The 25,897-nt window shown below is 41.6% G+C and carries 24 protein-coding genes; 22 read left to right on the top strand and 2 right to left on the bottom strand.

Annotated elements, in window-relative coordinates; translation table 11 throughout:
• Nucleotides 1-36: 36 nt before the first annotated feature.
• The 5 genes from EKM81_RS04825 to EKM81_RS04805 are packed head-to-tail and all read left to right on the top strand — an operon-like array spanning nt 37 to nt 4,435.
• Nucleotides 37-921 (top strand): polyprenyl synthetase family protein, encoded by an 885-nt coding sequence (locus tag EKM81_RS04825; RefSeq protein WP_225420180.1) that lies wholly within the window; start codon nt 37-39, stop codon nt 919-921.
• Entirely contained in the window at nt 918-1,745 is an 828-nt protein-coding gene (locus tag EKM81_RS04820; RefSeq protein WP_191987263.1) for a TlyA family RNA methyltransferase, read from the top strand. The genes EKM81_RS04825 and EKM81_RS04820 overlap by 4 nt, the downstream gene beginning before the upstream one ends.
• Nucleotides 1,746-1,760: 15 nt before the next feature.
• A complete protein-coding gene (locus EKM81_RS04815) occupies nt 1,761-2,219 on the top strand; it encodes an arginine repressor (protein ID WP_125649163.1) in 459 nt (152 codons plus the stop codon).
• Between the two features lie 24 nt (nt 2,220-2,243).
• Complete coding sequence (recN, locus tag EKM81_RS04810) at nt 2,244-3,956, top strand: DNA repair protein RecN (protein ID WP_125649160.1); 1,713 nt, start codon at nt 2,244-2,246, stop codon at nt 3,954-3,956.
• 2 nt (nt 3,957-3,958) lie between these two features.
• A complete protein-coding gene (locus EKM81_RS04805; protein WP_125649157.1) occupies nt 3,959-4,435 on the top strand; it encodes an NUDIX hydrolase in 477 nt (158 codons plus the stop codon).
• Nucleotides 4,436-4,539: 104 nt separating this feature from the next.
• On the opposite strand, the gene EKM81_RS04800 is transcribed toward EKM81_RS04805, so the two are convergent.
• Nucleotides 4,540-4,881: a hypothetical protein gene (locus tag EKM81_RS04800; protein WP_125649153.1), complete on the bottom strand. Its 342-nt coding sequence runs from the start codon at nt 4,879-4,881 to the stop codon at nt 4,540-4,542.
• Between the two features lie 510 nt (nt 4,882-5,391).
• Here EKM81_RS04800 and gmk point away from each other — a divergent pair.
• From gmk to EKM81_RS04750, 10 genes are all read left to right on the top strand, one after another.
• Nucleotides 5,392-6,006: a guanylate kinase gene (gene gmk, locus EKM81_RS04795; RefSeq protein WP_125649150.1), complete on the top strand. Its 615-nt coding sequence runs from the start codon at nt 5,392-5,394 to the stop codon at nt 6,004-6,006.
• A 1-nt stretch (nt 6,007) separates the two neighbouring features.
• Nucleotides 6,008-6,304, top strand: a complete 297-nt coding sequence (gene rpoZ / locus EKM81_RS04790) for a DNA-directed RNA polymerase subunit omega (protein WP_125649147.1) — start codon at nt 6,008-6,010, stop codon at nt 6,302-6,304.
• Nucleotides 6,305-6,416: 112 nt separating this feature from the next.
• Nucleotides 6,417-7,628 carry a bifunctional phosphopantothenoylcysteine decarboxylase/phosphopantothenate--cysteine ligase CoaBC gene (coaBC, locus tag EKM81_RS04785; protein WP_225420179.1) on the top strand — a complete coding sequence of 404 codons (1,212 nt, stop codon included), beginning with the start codon at nt 6,417-6,419 and terminating at the stop codon, nt 7,626-7,628.
• 45 nt (nt 7,629-7,673) lie between these two features.
• Entirely contained in the window at nt 7,674-10,076 is a 2,403-nt protein-coding gene (gene priA, locus EKM81_RS04780; protein WP_125649141.1) for a primosomal protein N', read from the top strand.
• Between the two features lie 29 nt (nt 10,077-10,105).
• The gene (fmt, locus tag EKM81_RS04775) at nt 10,106-11,053 is read left to right on the top strand and encodes a methionyl-tRNA formyltransferase (protein WP_125649138.1); all 948 of its coding nucleotides are present in this window, start codon (nt 10,106-10,108) and stop codon (nt 11,051-11,053) included.
• A complete protein-coding gene (rsmB, locus tag EKM81_RS04770; RefSeq protein WP_125649135.1) occupies nt 11,053-12,396 on the top strand; it encodes a 16S rRNA (cytosine(967)-C(5))-methyltransferase RsmB in 1,344 nt (447 codons plus the stop codon). Before fmt ends, rsmB begins: the two co-directional genes overlap by 1 nt.
• A 17-nt stretch (nt 12,397-12,413) precedes the next feature.
• Entirely contained in the window at nt 12,414-13,166 is a 753-nt protein-coding gene (locus tag EKM81_RS04765; RefSeq protein WP_125649130.1) for a Stp1/IreP family PP2C-type Ser/Thr phosphatase, read from the top strand.
• Nucleotides 13,166-15,205 carry a Stk1 family PASTA domain-containing Ser/Thr kinase gene (gene pknB / locus EKM81_RS04760; RefSeq protein ID WP_125649238.1) on the top strand — a complete coding sequence of 680 codons (2,040 nt, stop codon included), beginning with the start codon at nt 13,166-13,168 and terminating at the stop codon, nt 15,203-15,205. The genes EKM81_RS04765 and pknB overlap by 1 nt, the downstream gene beginning before the upstream one ends.
• A gap of 35 nt (nt 15,206-15,240) precedes the next feature.
• Nucleotides 15,241-16,116: a ribosome small subunit-dependent GTPase A gene (gene rsgA, locus EKM81_RS04755; RefSeq protein WP_125649235.1), complete on the top strand. Its 876-nt coding sequence runs from the start codon at nt 15,241-15,243 to the stop codon at nt 16,114-16,116.
• Nucleotides 16,117-16,161: 45 nt separating this feature from the next.
• Nucleotides 16,162-16,812 (top strand): thiamine diphosphokinase, encoded by a 651-nt coding sequence (locus tag EKM81_RS04750; RefSeq protein WP_225420177.1) that lies wholly within the window; start codon nt 16,162-16,164, stop codon nt 16,810-16,812.
• 358 nt (nt 16,813-17,170) lie between these two features.
• On the opposite strand, the gene rpmB is transcribed toward EKM81_RS04750, so the two are convergent.
• Nucleotides 17,171-17,356 carry a 50S ribosomal protein L28 gene (gene rpmB / locus EKM81_RS04745; protein ID WP_125649127.1) on the bottom strand — a complete coding sequence of 62 codons (186 nt, stop codon included), beginning with the start codon at nt 17,354-17,356 and terminating at the stop codon, nt 17,171-17,173.
• Between the two features lie 296 nt (nt 17,357-17,652).
• Between rpmB and EKM81_RS04740 the strand changes: the two genes are divergently transcribed.
• From EKM81_RS04740 to rnc, 7 genes are all read left to right on the top strand, one after another.
• On the top strand, nt 17,653-18,021 hold the full coding sequence (locus tag EKM81_RS04740; RefSeq protein WP_125649125.1) for an Asp23/Gls24 family envelope stress response protein: 369 nt from the start codon (nt 17,653-17,655) through the stop codon (nt 18,019-18,021).
• A gap of 73 nt (nt 18,022-18,094) precedes the next feature.
• Nucleotides 18,095-19,720 (top strand): DAK2 domain-containing protein, encoded by a 1,626-nt coding sequence (locus tag EKM81_RS04735; RefSeq protein WP_191987264.1) that lies wholly within the window; start codon nt 18,095-18,097, stop codon nt 19,718-19,720.
• A 100-nt stretch (nt 19,721-19,820) separates the two neighbouring features.
• On the top strand, nt 19,821-21,851 hold the full coding sequence (gene recG / locus EKM81_RS04730) for an ATP-dependent DNA helicase RecG (RefSeq protein WP_125649229.1): 2,031 nt from the start codon (nt 19,821-19,823) through the stop codon (nt 21,849-21,851).
• Between the two features lie 17 nt (nt 21,852-21,868).
• On the top strand, nt 21,869-22,870 hold the full coding sequence (plsX, locus tag EKM81_RS04725; protein WP_125649119.1) for a phosphate acyltransferase PlsX: 1,002 nt from the start codon (nt 21,869-21,871) through the stop codon (nt 22,868-22,870).
• A gap of 10 nt (nt 22,871-22,880) precedes the next feature.
• Nucleotides 22,881-23,126 carry an acyl carrier protein gene (gene acpP, locus EKM81_RS04720; protein ID WP_125649116.1) on the top strand — a complete coding sequence of 82 codons (246 nt, stop codon included), beginning with the start codon at nt 22,881-22,883 and terminating at the stop codon, nt 23,124-23,126.
• A gap of 201 nt (nt 23,127-23,327) precedes the next feature.
• Complete coding sequence (locus EKM81_RS04715) at nt 23,328-25,103, top strand: oligopeptide ABC transporter substrate-binding protein (RefSeq protein ID WP_125649113.1); 1,776 nt, start codon at nt 23,328-23,330, stop codon at nt 25,101-25,103.
• A gap of 74 nt (nt 25,104-25,177) precedes the next feature.
• A complete protein-coding gene (rnc, locus tag EKM81_RS04710; protein ID WP_125649111.1) occupies nt 25,178-25,885 on the top strand; it encodes a ribonuclease III in 708 nt (235 codons plus the stop codon).
• Nucleotides 25,886-25,897: the final 12 nt, after the last annotated feature.

The following is a 25,897-nucleotide window of genomic DNA, read 5'->3' as shown; positions in this document are numbered from 1 at the left end:
TGCTAAAATAAAGGTAGTGGAAATCGAGGTAGGTTCATGACAGCTCAAGAAACATCATTTTCAACATCAATGTGGCGGCAAAAGTTAAATCAATATTTACAAACTGAAATTGCCAAAGTTGATCAACAACCACAGTTGCAAGCAAGTATGGCGTATTCGTTGTTAGCTGGTGGCAAACGAATCCGACCATTATTGTATTTGGCCGCAGTGGCTGCTAAACAATCAATTGTACCAGAAACTGATTTGGCAATTGCTGGCAGTTTGGAATTGGTTCACACATATTCATTGATTCATGATGATTTACCGGCAATGGATAATGATGATTATCGTCGTGGTCGCTTGACTAACCATCGGCAGTTTGGCGAAGCAATGGCAATTCTAGCTGGTGATGGTTTATTGACGTTAGCCTTTCAGTGGTTGGGCCAAGTTTCTCTGCCTCAAGCAGGTCAATTATGCGCGATTCTGGCCCAAGCAAGTGGCCCCCAGGGGATGGTGGCTGGTCAAGCCATTGATATTCAACAAACGGGCCAATCATTGACTGCACTGGATCAAGTCGCGCAACTTGATGCTTTAAAAACCGGCGCATTGTTAACGGCTCCTTTGCGTTTAGCAGCTTGTCGTTTAATGTTACCGCCAGAGATGACCACTCATTTAGTTGATTTTGGTCACCACTTTGGCGTGGCGTTTCAGATTTTTGATGACTTACAGGATATTCATAGCACTGCCGAAAAAATGGGAAAAGCCGTGCATAAGGATCAAGAAGCAGGTAAAAATACTTATCCAGCACAATTAGGGGTGGCAGGCGCACAAGCAGCTTTAGCCGCAGAGGTGCAAGCTGCTCAACTTGCGTTAACGGCTTTACCAGAAAATTGGCACGACCTAGCGCAATTTTTACAGTACTTTGATGGAGAAATAAAATGATTAAAAAAGAACGTGTTGATATTTTACTAGTGCAACAAGGTCTCTTTTCTTCGCGCGAGCAAGCTAAGCGCGCAGTCATGGCCGGTCAAGTGGTTAATGATCATGAAGAACGTTTAGATAAGCCTGGAGAGAAGATTCCAATTGCGACGACTTTACGGGTTAAGGGCCAAGTCAATCCTTATGTTTCGCGGGGTGGCTTTAAATTAGCCAAAGCATTACAAGTGTTTGAGATTGATGTTCAAGATAAGACCGTGTTGGATATTGGTTCATCGACTGGTGGCTTCACTGATGTTTCATTGCAAAATGGCGCTAAGCTAGTCTATGCCTTAGATGTGGGCTACAATCAATTAGCCTGGAAATTGCGTGAAGATCCGCGGGTAGCAGTTATGGAACGCGTTAATTTCCGCTATAGTAAGCCAGAAGATTTTACGCAGGGTTTGCCGGAATTTGCTGTGACTGATGTCTCCTTTATTTCTCTAGAATTGATTTTGCCACCGTTGACAAAAATTTTGATTCCTGGTGGTGGATTAGTCGCCTTGATCAAACCACAATTTGAAGCAGGTCGGGAACATGTGGGCAAGCACGGCATTGTTCGAGATGCTAAAGTACATATTGCTGTCCTTGAAAAAATTTTGAATTTTGCACAAACCCAAGGCTTTTCAGTGGCTGGTCTTGATTTCTCACCAATTACTGGTGGTTCGGGTAATATTGAATTTTTAGCGTATTTTAAGTTGACGACGACTACTGATGCGGCAACCATCAAGAATTATGATGCGGAAATAAAACAGGTTGTGGCGCAAGCTTGGGCAGTTTTGCACGGCTAGTCTGAAGGGATAAAGATGAAGAAACAATTACGACAACAACTGATCATGCAGGCAATCCAAACAGGAACGATTCAAAGCCAGGCTGATTTAGTCAATGCCTTGGCAGAACAAGGTTATCAAGTTACTCAGGCAACGATATCGCGGGATATTAATGAACTTAACTTGATCAAGGTGGCAACTAGCCAAGGATTGGTTTATCAGGTTGCTCAGCGTCAGCAACCCGCAACCACTGATCAAGCATTACGCGATTTGTTTCAAAACGCGCATGTTCAGTTGGGGCAGCAGGATAATCTAATTAGTTTGCAAACTGCGCCTGGAAGTGGACCAATGGTGGCCGCGGCGTTAAAGCAACTACGCTGGCCAGAGGTTTTTATGGTAATGGATAATGACGATGGGGTCCTGTTGATTTTGAAATCTGATTCGGCGGTGACGACCAAAATCTGGGAACGTTTAGTACAATTAATTCAGAACTGATTGGCTAATGAGAGGGTAGTTGTTATGTTAGCAAATTTAATTATCCGTGATTTTGCAATTATTGAACATCTCGAAGTTGATTTTGAAAGCGGCATGACCGTTCTCACTGGGGAGACTGGGGCCGGAAAATCAATTATTATCGATGCCTTAGGTTTATTAGTTGGTGGCCGCGGTTCTAGCGACTTTATTCGTAGCAAGGCTAAAAAAACTGATATCCAAGGTTTATTTGTGGTTAAGTTAGGCGACAATTTACGGACGCTATTTGCGCAAAATGATTTACCGTTAGATGGTCAGAATATCCTCTTGGAACGTGAATTAAGTCGTAATGGCCGCAATGTTTGTCGCATCAACAATAAGATTGTCACAACCACGGTTTTACGGCAAATAGGCGAGCAACTTGTGGATATTCACGGTCAAAATGAGCATCAAGAGTTAATGAATCCTGAACAACACTTAGCTATTCTGGATCAGTACGGTCAAAACAAAATTGGCAAAATTAAGACTGAGTATCAAACGGTCTACGCTAAATACCGGCGCTTAAAAAAACAATTAGATGATCGCAATCGTAACGAACAAGCCTATGTGCAGCGGTTAGATATGTTGAAATTTCAGTTAGAAGAAATTGATCAGGCTAAATTGCAAACCAATGAAGATGAGCAGTTGACTCAGGAACGGGATCGCTTAACTAATTTTCAGCGGGTTAATTTTGCCCTGCAACAAAGCTTAGCTGTTTTAACCAATGAGGATCAGAACGCCATGGATCTAACCGCAGTGGCGCGAGGACAATTAGCAGATATTGCGCAGTTAAGTACTGAATATCAGGAACTTTCTGATCATATCAATAGTGTTTATTATGATTTACAGGATATTAGTACCAGTGTGCAAACAGAATTGGATAATCTGGAATTTGATGAGGATCGACTTAATGAAATTGAGCAACGGCTTGAGGTCATCAATAATCTTAAGCGGAAGTATGGCCCAGATTTAGTTGATGTCTTGCATTATCAAGCCAAAATCAAGACTGAGTATCAACAGATGCAGCAAGTTACTAATGATGGTGATCAAATTGCCAGTGAATTTAAGCAAATTGAGGCGCAACTAGGCCATTTGGCCGCGCAGTTAACGAAGGCACGACAACAAGTAGCCAAGAAATTAGCCGCAGAGATTCATCAACAGTTAAGCTCACTTTATATGGAAAAAGCAGTTTTTTCTGTTCATTTTACAACTGAAGCTGGCCAATACTTAAGCAGTGGTCAGGATCATGCTGAATTTTATTTACGGACTAATCCTGGTGAAGATTTAAAGCCACTAGTCAAGATTGCTTCAGGTGGTGAATTGTCGCGAATCATGTTAGCAATCAAAACGATTATTGCGCATCATGAAGGCGTGGCTAGTATTATTTTTGATGAGGTGGATACTGGGGTGAGTGGTCGAGTGGCTCAGGCAATTGCTGACAAAATTAATTTGTTAGCGGCGTATTCGCAAGTGCTATGTATTACACATTTGCCACAAGTAGCGGCAATGAGCGATCATCAATATCTCATTGAAAAAAAGGTCCAGCATGGCGAAACAACGACAACCTTGCGACCAGTTACTGGTGACCAGCGAGTGTTAGTTTTGGCTAAAATGACAGCTGGAACTAAGGTCACTACTTTGGCTGAAGAGCACGCTGCTGAGCTGTTACGTCAAGCAGATGAAATTAAACGCCAGCGACAACCTAGAAAAGTGAGTGATTGATAATGTCAGTTAGCCAACATTTTGGTGTTTATGCTGTCTGTCGCCAAGCGGATCAATTACTTTGCATTCAAAAAAATGCCGGTCCCTATGCCAATCGTTTTGATTTGCCTGGTGGGAGCCAGCAAGCTGGTGAAGATTTAGTCACGACTTTGGTTCGAGAATTTAAGGAAGAAACTGGTCATCAAGTAATTAGCTACACAAATAACCGGGTTTATGATACCTTCGTTCATGAACAGGGGGTTGCTGATACTGTTCACCATATTTTCGCGTTATTTGATGTTCAATTCGCCGCAGCTCAAAGTCAATTACCAGAACAGGTTGCAGATGGCCGTAATGATTCCAACGGTTGTACTTGGCAATCGCTGGCAACACTTTCGCCAGCTAATTCGTCACCCTTAGTCTTACGAGCTGTTGCAGAAATTCAAAATTCGACGCCAGATTATCATGCCAGTCGTTTTCCCGAATGGCAGCATCTTTAAAAAGGCAAAAAAAGAAGTTATGACTAAACTCAGTAGTTGAGTTGTCGTAACTTCTTTTTTTCGGCTTTTTAAATAGTGGTACAAAAGGGGTAAACAAAATTAATTTAAGCGGCAATCCGAATAATTTGGTCAAAACGAATCAGTTGAATCAAATTACTATGACTAATTCGAAACACTGCGGTACCATTCTGCCAATTAACCGTGCGAAACTGACCAACTAAGAACTGGGTTTGATGTCGATTAGGTTGATCAGCCTTTATTTGTAATGAAACTGTTTGAGGTTTAGTGACTAATGCCGACATTTGCGCTTGTAATAATTCTGGATTGATCGTTGGTAAATTATGTTGGACATCTATTTTTTTGGTTGGTTGGTCTGAATTATCGAGGTCAAAAAAGAAATTTAGGGTCTGTTTGACTTGTTGTTTGAGTTGTTTAAAAGTCGCCATTTTATTTTCCTCCGAACATTTGTTTGCACCCTTTATTATACGAACATTTGTTCTAAAAGCAAGCTTTTTTCAGAAATATTTTTTGATCAAATTGGCGGGGCTACTCAAAGCCTTGGGCTAATTGAAGATACTAGTTTTCAAGTTTAAAAGTTACTTTTGAGTTGGTGCTAACGATTGTTTAAGTTTACTAACTGGCGAGGCTAGCCCATCGTGTGATGACTTATTCAGTTAGCCAACGTTATTACGAGGTGACTTAAAGGAATTAGACTGGGTCGTCAATTAGCACTTTTATTTACGCTTTTTCATGAGAAATTTTAAATTAAGCTGATTAGATAGTGCCCATCATCGTCGAAAATATCGTCAAAATTAAATTTACTGGTCAGCTTTATTGTTAAATCATTGGCGAGCGTATTTTGGAAAGCGGGCCAACTTGTTTTAAAAACACTTGAAAAAAATCATAAAAAAGGTCATTATATAAGTATTAATCATTTTTGGCTTAGGAGCTTTTGCATGACTAAAAAAGGTATGTTGATTGTTTTATCTGGTCCATCTGGTGTTGGTAAGGGAACAGTACGGCAGGCGATGGTGGCTAAATATGGCCAGCAATTTCGCTACTCGATTTCCATGACTACACGACAACCTCGTCCTGGCGAGGTTGATGGTGCTGACTATTATTTTAGAACCAAGACTGAATTTGAGGATGAAATTGCTCAAGGTGGTATGCTTGAGTATGCCCAATATGTTGGCAATTATTATGGCACCCCGCTGCGTTATGTTAATCAAATGCTCAATGAAGGCCAAGATGTCTTATTAGAAATTGAAGTTCGCGGTGCCATGCAAGTTCGTAGTAAGGTTAGTGATGGGGTTTTCATCTTTTTGACACCACCAGATTTACACATTCTGCAAAAACGAATTGAAAAACGTGGCACTGATGATAGTGCCACGATTGCCAAGCGAATGCAAAAGGCTCGCGAGGAAATCAATTTAATGACAAACTATGATTATGCTGTTGTTAATGATCAAGTTGACAAAGCAGTTGATCGCATTGAACACATTATTGCTAGTGAACATCTCCGAGTAGCACGGGTGTTGGACACTTATCAGAATATGTTAGGAGAAGATTAAAATGATTTCATATCCACCAATTGATAAATTATTGGAAAAAGTTGACTCACGCTATTCGTTAGCTATTTTAGCAGCAAAACGAGCACACGAATTGGAATCTGGTTCGTTTGAAATGCTTGATAAGTATAAATCAGGTAAAACTGTGGGAATGGCTTTAGAAGAAATTGCAGACGGTAAAGTTGAAATTGACCCAACGTCTGATTTAAAGGAACAAGACGCTGAGGCGATTGACCAAGCTGAACAATATAAACAAGCTGAGCAGGATAACGAAAAGAAAACTGATCAACAGGATAACTAATGAATTATAACCTTCTGAACTCCTGAGAGTTTTAAGAAGGTTTCTTTTTTATTTATTAAATAATTATTTTTATAAAAATTAGGTCGTAACTAATCTGATGAGGTGGCTTATAATGAATCTTCATGGTAAACATATTCTATTAATTATTACTGGTGGAATTGCAGCTTACAAGATGCCATTATTAGTAAGGTTATTTATTAAAGCAGGGGCTGAAGTTAAGGTGGTGGTTACTTCAGCGGCCCAAGAATTTGTGGCCGTGAAATCTCTGGCAATTGTCAGTCAACATCCCGTTTATACAGATCAGTATTTAGGAACTAATGATGAAGGACTGGCACATCTTGACTTGACTATCTGGGCTGATTTGATTGTCGTCGCGCCAGCAACGGCTAATACGATTGCTAAGGTGGCCCAAGGATTGGCTGATAATTTAGCAACAACAGCAATCTTGGCAACGACCAAACCAGTTTATTTCTTTCCAGCCATGAATGATCAAATGTATCAACAACCCGCCACCCAACGAAATTTAGCGCAATTAAAGGCTGATGGGCGTCAGGTTTTTGAGCCGGAAACTGGCTTTTTGGCCGAAGGGTACCAAGCTAAGGGGCGGCTACCAGAGCCAACTACTATTTTTAATTTGGTGCAACAAGCTTATTGGCGGCAAACACAGCCCCAACCTTTAGCAGGTAAGCGGGTGCTAGTGACAGCTGGTGGCACTCGTGAGGCAATTGACCCTGTTCGTTATTTGAGTAATCATTCATCTGGTAAAATGGGTTATGCGTTGGCTGCCGCCGCTTATGCGGCTGGTGCCGAGGTAACCATCATTAGTAGTGTGAACCGACCAATCTCATTTCCGGCGCGCATTATCCCAATTATTAGTGCAACTGAGCTCATGACGCAATTACAAGCGGAGTTTGTTCAGCACGATTTACTGTTGATGGCTGCAGCACCGGCAGATTTTCGTAGTGCGCAACCTGCCAAGCAGAAAATTAAAAAGCAAGCTGATCAAGATACCATGAGCATATTGTTAACTAAAAATCCGGATATTTTGGCAAGTTTACCTGCCAATCATCCCGGTAAGTTTGTGGCCGGCTTTGCAGCCGAAACTGAAAACTTATTGGCGAACGCGACCGCCAAGCTGACCAAGAAACATCTTGATTTAATTATTTCCAATCCAGTTGGTCGAACTGATAGTGGGTTTAATGTTGATCAGAATCAGGGCACGCTACTGTTTCGTGATGGTCATCAAGTTGTTTTATCATTAATGGCTAAAAGTCAGATGGCAACTGAAGTGATTAACCAAATTTGTGCGTATATGAAGTTATAAGTAATTGTGATTGACGATTTATTAGACAGAGGGAGGCGTGCTGGCATGATTGCTCAAATTATTATTGATATTCCTGCGCAACAAACCAATCGTCCCTTTGACTATGCTATTCCTGAGGCACTTGATCATTTAGTGCAGCCGGGGATGCGCGTGCTGGTTCCTTTTGGCCGTCAAGGTCATCTCCGTCAAGGCTTTGTTTGGCAGTTAGCAGACACTTCTGAGTTTAAGGATAAATTAAAGCCAATTCGTAAAATTCTTGATTTGGAACCAGTTCTTAATCAGGAAGCCTTAGACATGGCAGCTTGGTTAGCAAAAGATACCTTCTCGTTTCTAATTAGTTGTTTACAAACAATGTTGCCTAATGCCTTACGTGCTAATTATCAACGTTTTTTTAGTTTAAAAGCGCCTTTATCGGCTGACTCACCACTGATACCGTTGTTGGATAGTCCGCTGCATGGAAAATTCCCAGCTCAGTTAGATCCAAAATTGGGCCAAAAAATAAAACTTCTGGAACAACAAGGTGTTTTGACAATCGATTACCAGGTTAGTCAGCGTTTAGGCATTAAGAAAGTCTTAGTTTATCGTAATCTGTTGACAGCAGCCATGATTCAAGCGCAGTTAATCGCTACTCGCGCGAATGCCCGGCAACAATTACTACTTTTAAATTTTTTACATGATCATTTAACGTTTACTGGTACTTGGGCCGATTGGCAGGAGCAACTCCCCGAACTCTCTCGCAGTACACTAACAAGTGCTGTTAAAAAGCAATGGCTGGCTAGTCAGGAAGTTGAGTCATACCGACGGCCAACTAGTCTGGAAACAACAGAAACGGCACATCAGTTGACGGCTGAGCAACAAACAGCTTTAGCAGCCATTAACCCACAAATTGTGGCTCAGCAACAACAAGTCTTTTTATTAGAGGGAATTACTGGTAGTGGCAAGACTGAAGTTTATTTGCAAGCGTTGGCTGAGGCACTGCGTAAAGGTCGGACGGCCTTAATGTTGGTTCCCGAAATCGCTTTAACACCGCAAATGGTAAATCGTGTGCGGCAACGTTTCCAAAAGCAAGTGGCCGTTTTGCATAGTGGCTTGTCGGCGGGGGAACGATTTGATGAATGGCGTCGAATTGAGCGAGGTGAAGCGAAGGTTGTTGTCGGTGCACGTTCAGCAGTCTTTGCACCTCTGAAAAATATTGGGGTTATTGTTATTGATGAAGAACATGAGACGAGTTATAAACAAACGGAGATGCCGCGCTATCACGCTCGAGATGTGGCACTTTATCGCAGCTCAATTCATCATTGTCCGGTAATTTTGGGCAGTGCGACTCCATCATTAGAATCACGGGCCCGGGCCCAAAAAGGACGTTATCAATTGTTACGACTTACTAAACGCCCACAAGCTGCGCAATTGCCCCAAGTTAATATTTTGGATATGCGCCAAGCAGACAAGGTGTCAGGAAAAACAAGTTTATCGGTCAATTTATTGACGGCATTGCAGCAGCGGTTAGCAGCGGGCGAACAAAGTATCCTTTTGCTTAATCGGCGTGGGTATGCTAATTTTATAATGTGCCGTGATTGTGGTCAGGTGATTAAATGCCCAAACTGTGATATTTCATTGACACTACATCAAGATATTCAGGCGTTAAAATGTCATTATTGTGGTCATCAAGAGCCAATTCCTCAAGTATGTCCACATTGCCATAGCCGTCAAATTCGTAGTTTTGGTGTTGGTACACAGCGGGTCGAACAAGATTTACAAGCATTACTGCCGACTGCTCGTATTTTACGAATGGATGTGGATACCACTTCCAAAAAGGGTGGTCACGCTCGAATTATCAAGAAATTCGGTCAGCATCAAGCAGATATTTTGCTAGGGACACAAATGATTGCTAAAGGGCTAGATTTTCCTGAGGTGACTTTGGTAGGCGTGATCAATGCCGATACCTCGCTAAGTCTGCCGGACTTTCGCGCCAGTGAACGGACGTTTCAGTTATTGACTCAGGTGAGTGGTCGCGCTGGTCGTGCCAATAAAGCCGGCGAAGTGATCGTACAGACTTATAATCCCGATAATTATGCGATTCAGTTAGCAGCAAAACAGGATTATGAAACTTTTTATCGACAAGAAATGCATCTGCGTCATTTAGGTGGCTATCCACCTTATTACTACACGATTCTTGTTTCTGTGAGCCATGCGCAAGAGGATTTAACAGCTCAGAAAATTTTTCAAATTCAGCGGCAACTGTTGCCTATTTTGTCTCCTCAAGCAGTTGTTTTAGGCCCAGTGCCGCAGATGATCGCTCGAATTAACAATCGCTATTACTATCAATTAATTATTAAATATAAGCAAGAACCCAAGTTATTTGCAGCCTTACAACAATTAACCCAGACGATGCAAAAAGAATCTGGTTTTCAGTTGCGGATTGATCGTGAGCCGTTGCAATTCTCTTAGTGGCCTTCTTAAATTAAGGAGTAAAAAACATGACATCAATCATTTTCATGGGGACACCGGACTTTGCCGTGCCCATCTTACAGGCTTTAGCAGCCCAACCTGAATATGAGATTCTGGCAGTCGTGACGCAACCAGATAAACCAGTTGGTCGCAAACACGTCTTAACACCTTCACCAGTTAAAGTTGCGGCAACTGCTTTAGGAATTAAAATTTATCAGCCAGCTCGATTAAGTAAGAGTCAAGAATTGGCCGAACTAATTGCTTTACAACCGGACTTATTGATTACGGCCGCTTTTGGTCAATTTTTACCCAAATCACTACTAGCTGCTGCCAAGATATTGCCACTAAACGTTCATGGCTCATTATTACCAAAATATCGTGGTGGTGCCCCAATTCAACGGGCAATTATGAATGGCGATAGTGAAACTGGCGTCACGATTATGGAAATGGTTGCTAAGATGGATGCTGGCGATATGATCAGTCAAGTAAAAGTGCCAATTGACGCTACTGATGATAATGCGGCAGTTTTCCAGAAGTTAAGTCTAGCAGGTCGTGACTTATTGTTAACAACTTTACCGAAAATTATTGCGGGCACGATGATCAAGGTGCCGCAAGATCCTGAACAAGTGACCTTTGCACCTAATATTAAACCTGAAGAAGAGCAATTGAATTTGCAACAATCAGCTAAACAATTAGTTGATAAAGTTCGTGCGTTACGACCAGAACCAATTGCCTATTTGGAATTAGCTGGTCAGCGGGTTAAAATTTGGGACAGTGCTGTCGCAGATTTATCAACTAGTTTAGCGCCCGGATTTGTGGTCAAAGCTGATAAAAAACAACTTTGGTTGTCCGCCGGAACTGGTTCCGTTTGGGCAATTAAGACAATCCAGCCGGCAGGTAAAAAGCCGATGCCGATTAGTAATTTTATGAATGGCTACTTAGACGAATTCGTCGCGGGCCAACAGGTGGTTGAATAATGGCAAAACAAACAACAAGGGCGTTAACTGTTAATTTATTAGAAAACATTATTAACAAACAACAATATGCTAACTTGGAATTGAATCAGGTGCTAAATCGTGAGCATTTAAGTCTAGTTGATCAGAAATTAGTTACAAGATTGCTATATGGCACAATCCAGTGGCAATTACGCTTGGATTATAATTGGCAGCAATTTGCTAAGCATCCAGAGCAATTACCACTTTGGGTACAAGTCGACTTGCGGGTCGCGCTTTATCAATTTTTATTTCTTGATAAAATTCCTGCTCATGCGATTTTTAACGAAGCAACCGCAATTGCCAAAAAACGTGATGGTGGGCGTTATGCTAATTTAGTTAATGCTATTTTACGGCAAGTACAGCGGCATGGTGAGGCAGATTACACAACAATCAGTGACCCAATCCAACGACTTAGTATTACTGGCAGTGTACCTTTGTGGCTGACCCAGCGTTTGGTTGAACAGTATGGGTTAGCTAGATGCGAACAGCTTTTTGCAGTGATCAATCAACCACCGTTTGCGTCAATTCGCGTTAACACGGTTAAAACTGATCGGGCCACGTTATTAGCCGAATTATTACCTGATCATCCTACACTGACGGAAAGTCCCTTGAGTCAGGCAGGTTTGCGTGCTGAAGGTGGTAACTTTGCCCAGGATCCGGCTTTTGCGGCTGGTGAATTCACTGTGCAAGATGAGAGTTCAATGCTAGTAGCACCAAGCTTACAAGTGAAATCAAATCAAGTCGTACTTGATGCTTGTGCTGCACCTGGTGGCAAAACTACACATATTGCGGAATATCTAGATCCACATTCAGGTGGTCATGTGGTGGCTTTAGACATTCATCAGCACAAGCTCGATTTAATTCGCCGTAATGCCGAGCGCTTGGGTGTTAGCAATCGCATTCAAACAAAATTGTTAGATGCACGCCAAGTGGATACCGCCTATCCTGATGCAAGTTTTGACCGGATTTTGGTGGATGCACCTTGTTCGGGACTAGGTTTGTTGCGGCGTAAACCCGAAATCCGCTATGCAAAAACGGCTGAACAAATTGCCGGTTTGCCTAAAGTGCAAGCAGCAATTTTAGCGGCAGTTGCGCCAAAGCTTAAAGTTGGTGGTTTACTGGTTTATAGTACTTGTACAATTATTGCTGCGGAAAACCAAGATGTTGTCGCGCAATTTTTAGAAAATCAGCCTAACTTTGAGGCAGTTCCAGTTGCAGCAGCACAAGCACTCAATTGGACTGGCGATCAAAAGAACTTTCAATTATTAATGGATGACGAGAATAGTGATGGCTTTTTCATTGCTTGTCTGAAACGAATTCAATAACATGAGATGGTGAAAAAATGGATGTCACTTATTTAACGGACATTGGTAAAAAACGCGCCAATAATCAAGACTATGTGGCCGCTTTTCAAAATAAGGCCGGGGTACTTTTTGCAATTGTTGCTGATGGTATGGGTGGTCATTTAGGTGGCGATGTGGCTTCCGAGATGGCTGTCTCACAAATTGGTCATGATTTCAAATTAACGGATCTCCACGATAGTCAGCAATTAAGTGATTGGTTACAGAATGAATTGACCGATGAAAATGACCGCATTATTAATGCTTCTAGTCGTTTTGCAGATCTTAATGGGATGGGCACGACTTTCGTGGCTATTATGATTTGGCAACAACATTATTTAATGACGAACATTGGTGATAGCCGCGGTTATTTGTGGCGCGATCAACAATTGACCCAAATTACTGAGGATCATTCTTTGGTCAATGAGTTAGTCAAATATGGCAAAATCAGTCCGGAGGAAGCTAAACATCATCCTCAGAAAAATGTGATTACTCGAACATTAGGTGTCTCCAAGGATGTTCAGCCTGATTTTCGCGAAGGGGAATGGCAAGCCAACGATTTATTTTTACTTTGTAGTGATGGCTTGACTAATATGGTCCCTGACGAATTGATTACCGATATTTTAAAAGCGGAGGTACCTAATAAAGAGCGAGCACAACGATTGGTTGTTCAAGCAAATGCCAATGGTGGCCTTGATAATATTACGGTGTTGATGGTTCAGCCGGGTGCAAATCAGGTGGAGGTGCAACCGTGATGATGGAGCGGGGGTATTTGGTTTCAGGACGCTATGAAATTCTAGATACGCTTGGCGAAGGTGGCATGGCTAATGTTTATTTGGCCGAAGATACTATTTTGCATCGACAAGTTGCTGTTAAAGTGCTGCGCATGGACTTACAGCATGATCAAGCAACGATCCGTCGTTTTCAACGCGAAGCCAAAGCAACTAGTGAATTATCACATCCTAATATTGTCAGTGTTTATGATGTTGGCAGTGATAATGGGATGCAATATATTGTCATGGAGTATATCGCTGGCGATAATTTAAAGACGTTCATTGACAAGCACTATCCTTTACCACTACCAGAAGTAATTGAAATGATGACGCAGGTTCTGTCAGCTGTTCAATTAGCACATAGTCAGGGGATTATTCATCGCGATTTAAAACCGCAAAATATTTTAGTAACAGCAAGCGGCCAAGTCAAAATTGCTGATTTCGGAATTGCCGTTGCCTTAAATGATAAATCAGTTACGCAAACTAACTCATTATTAGGCTCAGTTCACTATATCTCTCCTGAGCAAGCCCGTGGTGGCATGGCAACACCGCAATCAGACATTTATGCGTTAGGTATCATTTTGTATGAGTTATTAATGGGTAAAGTACCCTTTTCTGGTGATTCAGCAGTTACAATTGCGCTGAAACATTTTCATGAGGATATTCCATCATTACGACAATTTAACAACCAAATTCCGCAAGCACTTGAAAATGTTGTTTTACGGGCAACTGCCAAAGATCCAGCTCAACGTTACCAAAGTGCAGCCGAGATGGCCGGCGATTTACAAACTTGCCTTGATCCAGATCGAGTCAATGAGCCTCGATTTGTGCCAGCAGTTGCTGATAGTAATTTAGCAGAAACCAAAGTATTATCAGACTTACCAAATGAAGTGCGCGATAGTGAATTAAATCAGCCTGAAGAAGCTGAAGCTGAGCATCCAGCAGATGCGAAGGCACCAAAATCGACTGTTGCTACTAAGGCCAAACGGCGCTTACCTAAGTGGGCCTGGTGGACGCTTGGTGGCGTTGGTTTGGTAATTTTGGTGGTTGTTTTAGTTTTGATTTTAGGCAAAAAAGATGTTACGGTACCTGATTTATCAGGTATGTCAGTTAATGAAGCTAAGCTAACCTTACAAGATAAGAATCTGAAAATTGGCCAAACGGATTATGAACACAGTGATCAGATCGCCAGGGATTTAGTGATCCGAAGTGATCCTAGTGATCGTACTTCAGTGAAATCTGGCTCAACCGTTAATTTGATTTTAAGCTCTGGCGCAAAAACATATACAATTGGCGATTATCATGATCAAGATTATGATACTGTCAAAGCTAAGTTGAAGCGGGCAGGTTTCACAGTTAAACGAAAAAATAAAAATTCAGAAACTGTAGCTGCTGGGCAAATCATGAAGCAAAGTGTGGCCGCTAAAAAGAAAGTTGTGCCAAAACGGACAACAATCACTTTGACTGTTAGTCAAGGACCGGCCTTAGTTAGCCTCCGTGATTTATCAACTTATACGAAGCAGCAGGCACAAGATTACGCTGAAGGAGTGGGATTGAAATTAACTTTTGGCACTAGTCAATATAGTAGTGATTTTACTAGTGGCACGGTGATGAGTCAGAGTCCAGCGGCAGGCACAAGTGTGGCATCTGGTAGCACAGTAACCTTGATTTTATCCAAGGGTGTTGAGCCAACAAGTAGCAGTAGTTCTGATGCCGACTCTTCTTCTGAAGGGCAACAAACTGAAGAGACCAAAACTTTTGATAAAACAATTACCTTGGAACCGGCCACTCCCAGCGATGAGTCTGAAAACGCCAGTGGTTCTTCAAAAGTTGCGGTTAGTACCTTCATAATTTACATTGGTGATGCCAAGCATAACTTAAGCACGGTTTACAAAAAAATTGATAAGGTTACAACGGCACAAAAAGTTACTTTAAGTTTTGAAGTTAAAAATGATAATAGTGCAACCTATCGCGTAGTCCGTGATGGCGTTGATTATGCTAATGAAACCATTAAACCATAACGACTGCTTGCTTTTAGAAAAGGATGGTGAAACCAATCGAATCAGGAAAAATCATTAAATCAATTAGTGGTTTCTATGATGTATTAACCACTACTGGTAGTGTGGTTCGGACTCGCGCGCGTGGTAACTTTCGTAAGCAGGGAATTAAACCAATTGTCGGTGACCTAGTCGATTTTGCTGATGCTTATATCTTAAAAATTGAACCACGCCAGAATCAATCGGTGCGGCCACCAGTGGCGAATATTGACGTGGCTGTGGTTGTGATTAGTGCGGCGGAACCGGCATTCTCCACAAATTTATTAGATCGTTATTTGGTTTATTTGGCGGCGCAAGGAATTAAGGCCATTATCTATGTCAGCAAGACTGATTTGTTAAGTGCGACTGAGTTGGCAAAGTTACAACCAATTTGGGTGACGTACCAGAAAATTGGTTATGATTTAATCGTGGGTCAGCAGGAACAAGCGGCTAATTTTGAAGGGTTACTAAATTTGATTGCAGAGCAGCAAGTGATGGTTATGGGTCAGTCTGGTGCCGGCAAGTCTACTTTGCTTAATCAGTTATTTCCACAATTAAATTTACCGACGGCAGCAATTTCTCAAAGTCTTAATCGTGGACGGCATACTACGCGAACGGTCACCTTGTATCCCTTTGGCAAACATGGTTTGATTGCTGATACACCCGGTTTTTCTTCATTGGAATTAACCATGTTGGCTGCAAATCAATTGGCTAGCTGTTTTCCTGAGTTTGTGGCGTTGGCAGATCAATGTCGCTTCCGCGGTTGTTTACATTTGCAAGAGCCAGGCTGTGCAGTTAAGGCAGCCGTTGCTGCAGGTGAGGTTGCGAATTTTCGCTATCTTGACTATCAACAAATGTATCAAGAAATAACGGCGCAAAAACCTGTTTATCGGTAATAATTTTGTCATTATTAATTGATTATGATTGAGGTGAACTAATTAATGAATCGCATAAATGTCATGCTAGGTGGCCCCCAAAATTTAGTGCCGGCGGCTGTTTATCAAGCACGCCGCAGTGAGACTTGGATTGGCGTCGACCATGGGATCGTCGCATTGCTTCAGCAGCGAATTACGCCAGCAATTGGTCTCGGTGATTTTGATTCATTATCAGTTTTTGAACGTCGTTTGGTTGACCGGCAAGTTCATGATCTGCGGTATGCGCAAGCACAAAAGGACTTTACAGATTCGCAATGGGCGGTCCAAACCGCTTGTACAGATCTAAAAGCCGACCAAGTTGCTTTGTTTGCCGGCACTGGTGGTCGCCTAGATCATGAATTAGTCAATTTATTTATGATGACAATGCCAGCTTACCGTCAGTGGCTTGATCGTGTTCGATTAATTGATCAAAAAAATGAAGTGCGTTTTTTTAGTGCTGGCGCTTACCAGTTGCCTTATCAGACAGACTATCGTTATTTATCATTTGTCAGTTTGACACCAGTGACTGGCTTAACTCTACGTCAGGTTAAGTATCCTTTGACGAATTATCAAGCTGATTATCCGACTTCCTGGTCAAGTAATGAGTTTTTACCGGAGAAACCGGCTTGGTTTACGTTTGAAACTGGCATCGTCGCCGTAATTTTAAGCCGTGATTAAGTGGCAAAAAAGTGAGTTGGTTGATGATCAATTTAGCGTATGATCAATGGACGGTGACTTGCCAGTGAATATTAATTAGTTTTTCTAAAAATAAAATGACTTATACAGCTGCAGCGTGTTCGCAAAAGATGACCAGTTCGGCCTAACATCAAAAAAGCGTAATTCATCAGAATTGCGCTTTTTTGATGTTAATATTTAGCGACTAACCGCCTGTTGTTCGCTCTGAAAGGGTGTTGGTTCTCTGAAGTACCTGACTACAAATTTTGTTTATTTATGCCACGAAAAAAGGCTAAGTTTTCTAAATGAATAGAAAACTTAGCCATAAGGTTTATATCGCATCGCTTATTAACTTTAATAATTAGACACGAGTTACTTTACCTGATTTAAGTGCACGAGCAGAAACCCAAACGCGTTTAGGCTTGCCGTCAACTAAAATACGAACCTTTTGAAGGTTTGGCTTCCAAGAGCGGCGTGAAGAGTTCAACGCATGTGAACGCTTGTTGCCGAAACTTGTTTTACGTCCTGTAATAAAATCTTTAGCCATTTTCGAACCTCCTTCATTGGTTATTCTGCTTTAAAAAGCTCACTGATTTAATTTATCATAAAACCTGTCTCTGCGCAAGAGGTCCCCAGACTTTTTACGCGAAAGAGTTCAGAATAGTTGCTGGGAACAATTAAATTATTTTATTATTTGGTAAGTTTAGGCTAAAATATTGTTTCCTGATGTGAGCGAAAAGCTTGATTTTGAAATGATGGCTGATTATGCTAAAATACATTGTGGAATGCTATAATAGTCACTATATGAATCAATTAAAGTAAATCATTTTGAGGAGGCGCCACATGGCAGTCAAAATCAAATCAAAATATGGCGAAATTGACATTGCTAACAACGTGATTGCTACCGTTGTTGGCGGTGCTGCAACAGATATTTATGGAATTGTGGGGATGGCCAGTAAGAATCAAATCCGCGACAATTTAAATGAAATTCTCCGACGTGAAAATTATTCTCGCGGTGTCGTGGTTCGGCAGCAGGATGATGAAGTGGCAATTGATGTCTATATCATCATTGCCTATGGCACTAAGATCTCTGAAGTTTGCCGCAATGTTCAAGATAAGGTGAAGTACAATCTTGAGTCAATGTTAGGTATGGCTGCAAACTCAGTCAACGTCTTTGTACAGGGCGTCAAAGTACTAGGCGAATTAGACTAATTGAGTCAGATTTTCGTCATCAGGAGGAACAATTGTGAAAGTGTTAGAGATAAAAGATAAAGAGTTTCAAGATATGGTTCGCGTGGCCGCTCATCGTTTGGGCGTCAATGCTGAATTTGTTAATTCGCTGAATGTTTTCCCAGTACCTGATGGTGATACCGGGACCAATATGAATTTAACAGTTAAATCAGGTGCTAAAGCAGTTAATGAATCTGCTGCAACTGATGTTGGCACATTGGCACAAGCTTTTGCCAAGGGCTTATTAATGGGTGCCCGTGGTAATTCTGGTGTAATTACTTCCCAGATTTTCCGTGGCTTTGCTAAAAGTATGGCTGGTAAAACAACCTTAACTGCTCAAGATTTAGTAGATGCATTAACTGGTGGCGTTCAAACAGCCTATCAAGCAGTGATGAAGCCAGTTGAAGGAACTATTTTAACAGTGGCTCGTGAAGCGGCTAAGGCGGCTTTGATCAAGGCTAATAGTACTGATGATATTGTTGAAATATTGCAAGCATTAGTGGCTGAATCAAAGAAGTCATTAGCCAATACCCCTAATTTATTGCCTGTTCTAAAAGAAGTCGGGGTTGTGGATTCCGGTGGCCAAGGCTTAGTCTTTATTTATGAAGGCTTCCTAGAAGGCTTAACTGGCGACACTTCTGATGCCGATGCTTATGTACCTGATGAAACTGAAATGAACGAGATGGTCAATGCGACTCATCACCAATCTGCCCAAAGCCAACTATCAACTGCTGATATTCAATATGGCTATTGTACAGAAATGATGGTTGAACTTGGTCAAGGTGATCAACCAACAAAGCCATTTGATATTAATGACTTCCGTGAATATCTCAGTAAGATTGGCGATTCACTCTTGGTTGTTGCTGATGATGAAGTTGTTAAAGTTCACGTGCATACTGAGAATCCCGGGCAAGTTTTAGACTATGGTCAACATTTCGGGACTTTGGCTAAAATAAAAATTGATAACATGCGGATTCAACATGAAAGTATTATTGAATCGGATGAGAAAGAACAACAGGGACCACAGGAATGGGGTATTGTGACGATTGCTGCTGGCGAAGGTGTTTCTGATCTTTTCCGGAGTTTAGGTGCAACTTATGTGCTTAGTGGTGGTCAAACGATGAATCCAAGTACTCAAGATATCGTTGATGCAATCAATACGACCAATGCAGAAAAAGTTTTAGTTTTACCAAATAACGGTAATATTTTATTAGCTGCTCAACAAGCTGCTGAAGTTGTTAAGGCAGAAGTTGCAATTGTGCCAAGTAAGTCAATTTTGCAAGGGATGACTGCTTTATTATCCTTCAGCCCGGAAGCTAGCTTAGCTGATAATCAAGCTGAAATGACTGATGCGTTGTCAACAGTCAAGAGTGGTTCAATTACAGAAGCAATCCGTGATACTGAGATTGATGGCTTAGCAATTTACAAGGGTCATTACATGGGCATCGTTGATGGTAAGATTCTGGTAGATGATCCTAATCGTCAAAGTGCCGCAATTGCAACGGTTATCAAAATGCTTGATGAAGATAGTGAGATTGTCACCATCATCATTGGTCAATCTGGTAATAAAGATGAAGCACAAGCTATTTCTGATGCTGTCAGTGCTGAGGATGATGAAATTGAAGTTGAAATTCACCAAGGTGATCAGCCAGTTTACCCATATTTGATTTCAGTTGAATAATTAGCGTTAAAATTGTGGTAAAGAAGGTGTGCAGACTAGTTTATGGCAACCTTTTTTACCACTTTTGTCATGTTATTTTTGATGAGGGGGGGAAAGTATGATGCAACTAACAGATCCAATTACTATTTTAAGTGGCGTGGGTCCCAAAACTGCTGCTGCTTTGGCTGATTTGAAAATCACGACAATTAAATCGTTGTTATTTTACTTTCCCTTTCGCTATGATGATTTAAAGTCACGTCCCCTGGCTGAATTAGTTGATCAGGAAAAAGCCTTGTTTAAGGGAACAGTAATTAGTCCACCAGTGATCAGCCGTTTTGGCCCGCACAAAATTCGTTTGTCAGTGCGGCTGTTGATTGATCAAGTGGCAGTCATTGTTAGTTTCTTTAATCAGCCTTGGCTGAAAGATAAGTTTGAGCCAGATGAAGAAGTGGCCGTTTATGGTAAGTGGAATTTAACTAAAAAAAGTGTTGTGGGGATGAAAGTAATCACTGCCGCCACTAAAAATGAGTTAGATCCTATCTATTCAGTTAATAAAAATATTCGTCAGAAAAAACTAGTTAGTTTGATCCAAGAGGCTTACGACCAATATCATGATTTGCTGCCTGATGTTATTCCGACCACAGTGCGGTCACATTATCGATTGCTCAACGATCAGGAATTAGTGCGGCAAATGCATTTTCCTAAAAATCAGACAGAATCGTTGCAGGCTCGGCGTAGTGCGATTTTTCGCGAATTTTTCCTGTTTGAATTACAAATTGAATCATTGCGCGTTCAGAATCATAATAGCGATACTGGTTTACAGCTGAACTATGATTTAGGAGCGCTAAAAGAATTTATTCAGACGCTGCCTTTTGAATTAACGGCTGCTCAGAAACGAGTTGTTAACGAGATTTGTGCTGATTTAAAAGATGCCCATCATATGAATCGTTTGTTGCAAGGTGATGTTGGTTCTGGTAAAACTGTGGTGGCAGCAATCGCGATGTTCGCAGCCGTAACGGCCGGCTTCCAGGCGGCCTTAATGGTGCCTACGGAAATTTTGGCCGAGCAGCATTATCAGAAATTAACCAAGTTATTTGCACCGCTGCATGTTCGAGTTAGTTTATTGACTGGTTCCTTAAAAACAGCCGCTCGCAACCAAGTTTTAACTGAAGTAGCAACTGGACGAACCAATATTATTATTGGCACCCAAGCTTTAATTCAAACGGGGATTACTTATAAAAACCTTGGTTTCGCAGTAATAGATGAACAACATCGGTTTGGTGTTAATCAGCGCCGCGCTTTACGAGAAAAGGGACCTAACCCAGATATTTTGGCAATGACGGCGACGCCAATCCCACGAACTTTAGCGATTACGACCTACGGTGAAATGGATATTTCAACAATTGATGAGTTGCCAGCTGGTCGACGGCCAATTCAAACAAGCTGGTTGAAAATCAATCAAGCTAATGAAGCATTTGCATTTACGCAACGCCAGTTAGCCGCTGGTGATCAGGCATTTGTTGTGGCACCACTAGTCAGCGAATCTGATCAGGTCAGCTTAAAAAATGCTGAAGATCTTTATCAACGGTTACAGAAATACTTTGGTTCCCAGACGTCAGTCGCTTTGCTCCATGGACAAATGCCCACGGCTGAGAAAGAAGCAACTATGGCGGCTTTCACTCAAGGAAAAATCCGAGTTTTAGTGGCTACAACAGTTGTTGAGGTCGGTGTTGACGTACCTGAGGCCAATGTGATGATTATTTATAACGCCGATCGGTTTGGATTAGCGACCCTGCATCAACTTCGTGGTCGTGTTGGTCGTGGACAACGGCAAGCCTTTTGTTTTCTAATTGCGGATCCACAAAATGAAGTGGCTGTTAAACGAATGGAAATCATGACCCAAACCAATGATGGTTTTGTTTTGGCCGAAGCGGACTTGAAATTACGGGGCCAAGGTGATATTTTTGGAGATAAGCAGTCAGGCATACCGGAATTCAGATTAGGTGACCCTGTCGCTAATAATAATATTCTCTTAACCGCCCGCTTGGAGGTCCAAGCAATTTTTAAAGAAGATCCGAAATTGACGCAAACAACGCACTATGAATTGGCGCAGTATTTGCAGCAACAACAAGCAGCAGATAACTTTGACTAAGCGGGGATGAAAGTATCATGAAAATAGCAGTAGATGCCATGGGTGGCGATCATGCACCAGAGGTCGTGATCAGGGGAGTTGAACAGGCTCGTGATCAATGGCCTGATTTAGAATTTATTTTATTTGGTGATTTAGCAAAAGTTAAGCCACTTGTTCAAAACAGTACGCGCTTAACTTTTGTGCAGGCAGATAGCCAAATCACGAACGAAGATGAACCGGTTAAGGCTGTTCGGACCAAAAAAGATTCATCAATGGTCATGGCAGCTCAGGCTGTTAAACAAGGCGAGGCTGAGGCCTTATTTTCGATGGGTAACACTGGTGCCTTATTAGCAACCGGAATTTTTATTATTGGTCGGATCAAGGGCGTCGAACGGCCAGCATTGATGCCAACCTTGCCCACAACTGATGTGACCAATGTAGTCAATTTGTTAGATGCAGGCGCAAATGCTGAAAGCAAGGCAAGTTACTTGGAACAGTGGGCAATCATGGGGTCAATTTATGCGCGCGATATTCGTAAAATTGCTCAACCGCGAGTTGGTTTACTGAATAATGGTACTGAATTTGACAAGGGTGATAGTCTGCACCAAGAAGTATATCAACGCTTACAAGCAAACACTGCTTTAAATTTTGTTGGTAATATTGAAGCGGGCAATCTATTAACTAATAAAGCCGATGTCATTGTCACTGATGGATTTACTGGTAATGCTGTTTTGAAAGCGACTGAAGGTATGGCGAGTTTATTAATGAAACAAATCAAGTTAGCTTTGCTTAACAGTGGTACCCGAGCAAAATTAGGTGCGTTAATGATTAAACCAGCCTTAGGTCAGATCAAAACAAAATTTAGTACGTCAGCCAATGGTGGCGCCGTGTTATTAGGTGTAAATGCGCCAGTCATTAAAACACATGGTGGTTCTGATGAGGGCGCGGTTGTGTCAACCATTGGTCAGATACGCGAAATGTTACAACAACAAACGATTCATCAGATGATTGCTTTTCTAAAAGCTAATCCAATCAAATAGGAGGACCATCATGACTAAAGAAGAAATTTTACAAAAAATCAGTCAATTAATTGCTGGCCGGTTTGAAGTTGCACCAGAATCGATTACTGCGAGCACTAATATTAAGAGTGACTTAGCAGCTGATTCAATTGATCTCGTTGAATTTGTGCTGGAATTAGAAGATACTTTTGGCGGTGAAATTCCTGATGACGATGCGGAAAAACTAGAAACTGTTGGGGATGCCGTTGACTATGTTTTTGCCCACCAAACGAAATAATTAAGTGTTATTAGCTGGCTGGTAACAGAACTTAATTGTGCCGAACAGTCAAATATTATTTTGTAAACGTGCCTGCAAGAGGTGGCTGGTCCTACTCAATGATAAAATCCGGGCGATTCTTCTCAGAATTGTCCGGATTTTATCATTACTGATCAGTGGAAAACCAGTGCTGGCACGCTTTATTTTTGTAAGGAGTTTTCGATGATGAAGTGGAAGTCAGGACAGCTAGGGTTATTAGTTGCCTTCTGTATGGGAATAATTTTGCTAGCTGGTTGTCAGCGTCATGATGATGACACCAAGTCAACCGGTAATTATCAAGGCACAACTTTGGCTAAGTTACCAGTCGGTGTGCATAATCAGCACACAGCAGTAAGTGGTGGTCATTTTAAATATGCATTAGTTTCTTGGTCACCTTTTAAGGGGATTTTCAATGAAGCTTTCGTGACTGACAAAAATGATGAAGTTATTGCTGACCCAGGTAATGAACCTTTATTCAAGTTTGATGATAATTACCGCATTATTGATGGTGGCGCCGCTAATTTGGCTTTGAATATTGCTGCTAAAACGGTGACAATCACGATTAATCCTAAGGTCCGTTGGTCAGACGGTCAGCCCTTGATTGCTGAGGATATTTTGTATTCGTATTTGCTAATTGCCAATCCTAAAAGTCAAAGCCAGCGTTACACGAATTCATTGGCGCAGATTGTGGGCATGGCGGCTTATCATGCCGGTCAATCTGACCATATTTCCGGCATTGAACTACCGGCTGGTGCTCAAGGCAATCAAGTGGTGATTCATTATTTAGCAATGAAGCCCGGAATGACCCAAAGTGGCAATGGCTATTTTTGGGAATATGCAAGTCCTAGTCATCAGCTCCGGCAAATTGCCTTTGATCAGGTCCGCAATAGTGCCGCAATTCGTGAAACCCCGCTGTATTATGGCCCCTACCAAGTTAAAAGTGTGGAAACTGGGCAGAAAGTAGTTTGGACACCGAATCCTTATTATTATGGTCGCAAGCCACAGTTAGCTACGATTACTTATAATGTGGTGTCGCCTAATTCAGTGGTTCAAGTCATGCAAAAACACCAATATGATGTTGCTACTGTTGCCGATGAACAATTTACAGCATTACAATCAGATACGCATACTAAATTCATCGGCGATAAATCGTTAAGTTATCGTTATCTAGCGTTTAAAGTAGGCCGCTACAAAAATGGCAAAAATGTGATGGATCAACATAATAAGTTGCAAACAAAGGCTTTGCGGCAGGCCATTATTTATAGTATGAACGTTCAACAAGTATCGCGTCAGTATACCAATGGTTGGCAATTTAAAATCAATACTTTGATTCCTCGGGCTTTTAAGCAATACTACAATGATCAGGCGGCTAGCTATGATTACGATCCAGCTAAAGCTGCCCGACTCTTGGATCAGGCTGGGTATCGCAAGTCCGGCAAATGGCGAGTGCAACCAAATGGCAAACCATTAGTTCTCCATTTTGCAGTTAAGCGCGATAGTACGCATAAAGAGGAAATGGTGCAAACTTATTTGGCTGAATGGCATAAACTGGGGCTAAATGTTAAATTAACGTCAGGTCGCTTGTTAGAAGCGAACAGCTTTTACGACAAGTTAATGAATGATGATCCGGATATTGACTTTTTTGAAGCCGCTTGGGATTTATCGACCGAGCCTTCGCCAGCTGATTTATATTCAGAAACGGCTAGTTTTAATCTCAGTCGCTTTGTCACGAAGAGAAATAACCAATTATTAGCCGCGATTGATGATGTTGCTGCTTTTGATACGACGACACGGGTTCAGGCTTTTCGTACTTGGCAAACTTATATGAACCAAGCTGCTTATGTTGTACCAACGACTGGAAGTTGTGATGTTCGTGCAGTTAATCAGCGTGTAAAAGGATTTTCATTAGCACCGACTATTGGTTGGGAAAACGTGAGTGTCACCTCACAAAAACGCTGATTTAGGGTATAATTGAAGTATTCAGGATTATGATTGAATTTAGGTTAGGCTAATTAATTAAGGAGTGAGGTTTTATGGTCGCTGCCGAATTTACGACGGCTTTGCGAGCAAAGTACGGTGTGGAGTTTAAAGACTTATCTTTATTAGATGCAGCCTTTACGCATGCCTCATTTGCCAATGAAAATAAAGAATTAGGTTATGGTAATTATGAGCGGCTAGAGTTTTTAGGTGATGCCGTCATGGAACTAGCTGTTTCAGATTATTTATTTGAAAATTACCAACATTTACCAGAAGGCAAGCTAACCAGAATGCGAGCCGCAATTGTTAAGTCATCAAGTTTTTGCAATTTGGCACTGGAAGCTGGGTTTAAGCCTTATATCAACTTAGGTGTCGGTGAGGAACGAATGGGCTCGCGGGAACGTCCCAGCTTGTTAGAAGATGTTTGGGAGGCGTTCAATGGCGCTCTTTATCTTGATCAAGGTATGCCCGCAGTAGTCGCGTTTCTCAAACAAATACTTTTCCCTAAAATTGACGCTGGACAATATTCCTCTGATGTGGATTTTAAGACCAGATTGCAGGAATATTTGCAGCGCGATGGCGAACGCCAGATTGAATATGTGGTGTTAGACACAGTTGGTGATGAAAATGATAAACAATTCATCGTTGAGTTGCAGGTGGATGGTCAGCTGGTTACCAAGGGTGAAGGTAAGAATAAAAAAACAGCCGAAAAAGCGGCTGCTAAAAGTGCATTGTTGAAATATCATGTTATCAATGAGGAATAGGTTGGATGATTC

Source organism: Lapidilactobacillus gannanensis, assembly GCF_003946675.1.
Classification (GTDB): Bacteria; Bacillota; Bacilli; order Lactobacillales; family Lactobacillaceae; genus Lapidilactobacillus; species Lapidilactobacillus gannanensis.
The sequence above is the reverse complement of the archived record's forward strand: the minus strand, read 5'-3'. Positions and strand labels throughout refer to the sequence as shown.

Bases quoted from the DNA above. Each gene is read 5' to 3' on its own strand.
- pknB (WP_125649238.1), top strand. From the start codon at position 13,166: ATGATGGAGCGGGGGTATTTGGTTTCAGGACGCTATGAAATTCTAGAT.
- plsX (WP_125649119.1), top strand. From the start codon at position 21,869: ATGAAAATAGCAGTAGATGCCATGGGTGGCGATCATGCACCAGAGGTC.
- EKM81_RS04765 (WP_125649130.1), top strand. From the start codon at position 12,414: ATGGATGTCACTTATTTAACGGACATTGGTAAAAAACGCGCCAATAAT.
- EKM81_RS04805 (WP_125649157.1), top strand. From the start codon at position 3,959: ATGTCAGTTAGCCAACATTTTGGTGTTTATGCTGTCTGTCGCCAAGCG.
- EKM81_RS04735 (WP_191987264.1), top strand. From the start codon at position 18,095: ATGGTTCGCGTGGCCGCTCATCGTTTGGGCGTCAATGCTGAATTTGTT.
- EKM81_RS04800 (WP_125649153.1), bottom strand. From the start codon at position 4,881: ATGGCGACTTTTAAACAACTCAAACAACAAGTCAAACAGACCCTAAAT.
- rnc (WP_125649111.1), top strand. From the start codon at position 25,178: ATGGTCGCTGCCGAATTTACGACGGCTTTGCGAGCAAAGTACGGTGTG.
- rpoZ (WP_125649147.1), top strand. From the start codon at position 6,008: ATGATTTCATATCCACCAATTGATAAATTATTGGAAAAAGTTGACTCA.
- rsmB (WP_125649135.1), top strand. From the start codon at position 11,053: ATGGCAAAACAAACAACAAGGGCGTTAACTGTTAATTTATTAGAAAAC.
- EKM81_RS04750 (WP_225420177.1), top strand. From the start codon at position 16,162: ATGAATCGCATAAATGTCATGCTAGGTGGCCCCCAAAATTTAGTGCCG.
- EKM81_RS04715 (WP_125649113.1), top strand. From the start codon at position 23,328: ATGATGAAGTGGAAGTCAGGACAGCTAGGGTTATTAGTTGCCTTCTGT.
- fmt (WP_125649138.1), top strand. From the start codon at position 10,106: ATGACATCAATCATTTTCATGGGGACACCGGACTTTGCCGTGCCCATC.
- rpmB (WP_125649127.1), bottom strand. From the start codon at position 17,356: ATGGCTAAAGATTTTATTACAGGACGTAAAACAAGTTTCGGCAACAAG.
- EKM81_RS04740 (WP_125649125.1), top strand. From the start codon at position 17,653: ATGGCAGTCAAAATCAAATCAAAATATGGCGAAATTGACATTGCTAAC.
- acpP (WP_125649116.1), top strand. From the start codon at position 22,881: ATGACTAAAGAAGAAATTTTACAAAAAATCAGTCAATTAATTGCTGGC.
- gmk (WP_125649150.1), top strand. From the start codon at position 5,392: ATGACTAAAAAAGGTATGTTGATTGTTTTATCTGGTCCATCTGGTGTT.
- coaBC (WP_225420179.1), top strand. From the start codon at position 6,417: ATGAATCTTCATGGTAAACATATTCTATTAATTATTACTGGTGGAATT.
- priA (WP_125649141.1), top strand. From the start codon at position 7,674: ATGATTGCTCAAATTATTATTGATATTCCTGCGCAACAAACCAATCGT.
- recN (WP_125649160.1), top strand. From the start codon at position 2,244: ATGTTAGCAAATTTAATTATCCGTGATTTTGCAATTATTGAACATCTC.
- recG (WP_125649229.1), top strand. From the start codon at position 19,821: ATGCAACTAACAGATCCAATTACTATTTTAAGTGGCGTGGGTCCCAAA.
- EKM81_RS04820 (WP_191987263.1), top strand. From the start codon at position 918: ATGATTAAAAAAGAACGTGTTGATATTTTACTAGTGCAACAAGGTCTC.
- EKM81_RS04825 (WP_225420180.1), top strand. From the start codon at position 37: ATGACAGCTCAAGAAACATCATTTTCAACATCAATGTGGCGGCAAAAG.
- EKM81_RS04815 (WP_125649163.1), top strand. From the start codon at position 1,761: ATGAAGAAACAATTACGACAACAACTGATCATGCAGGCAATCCAAACA.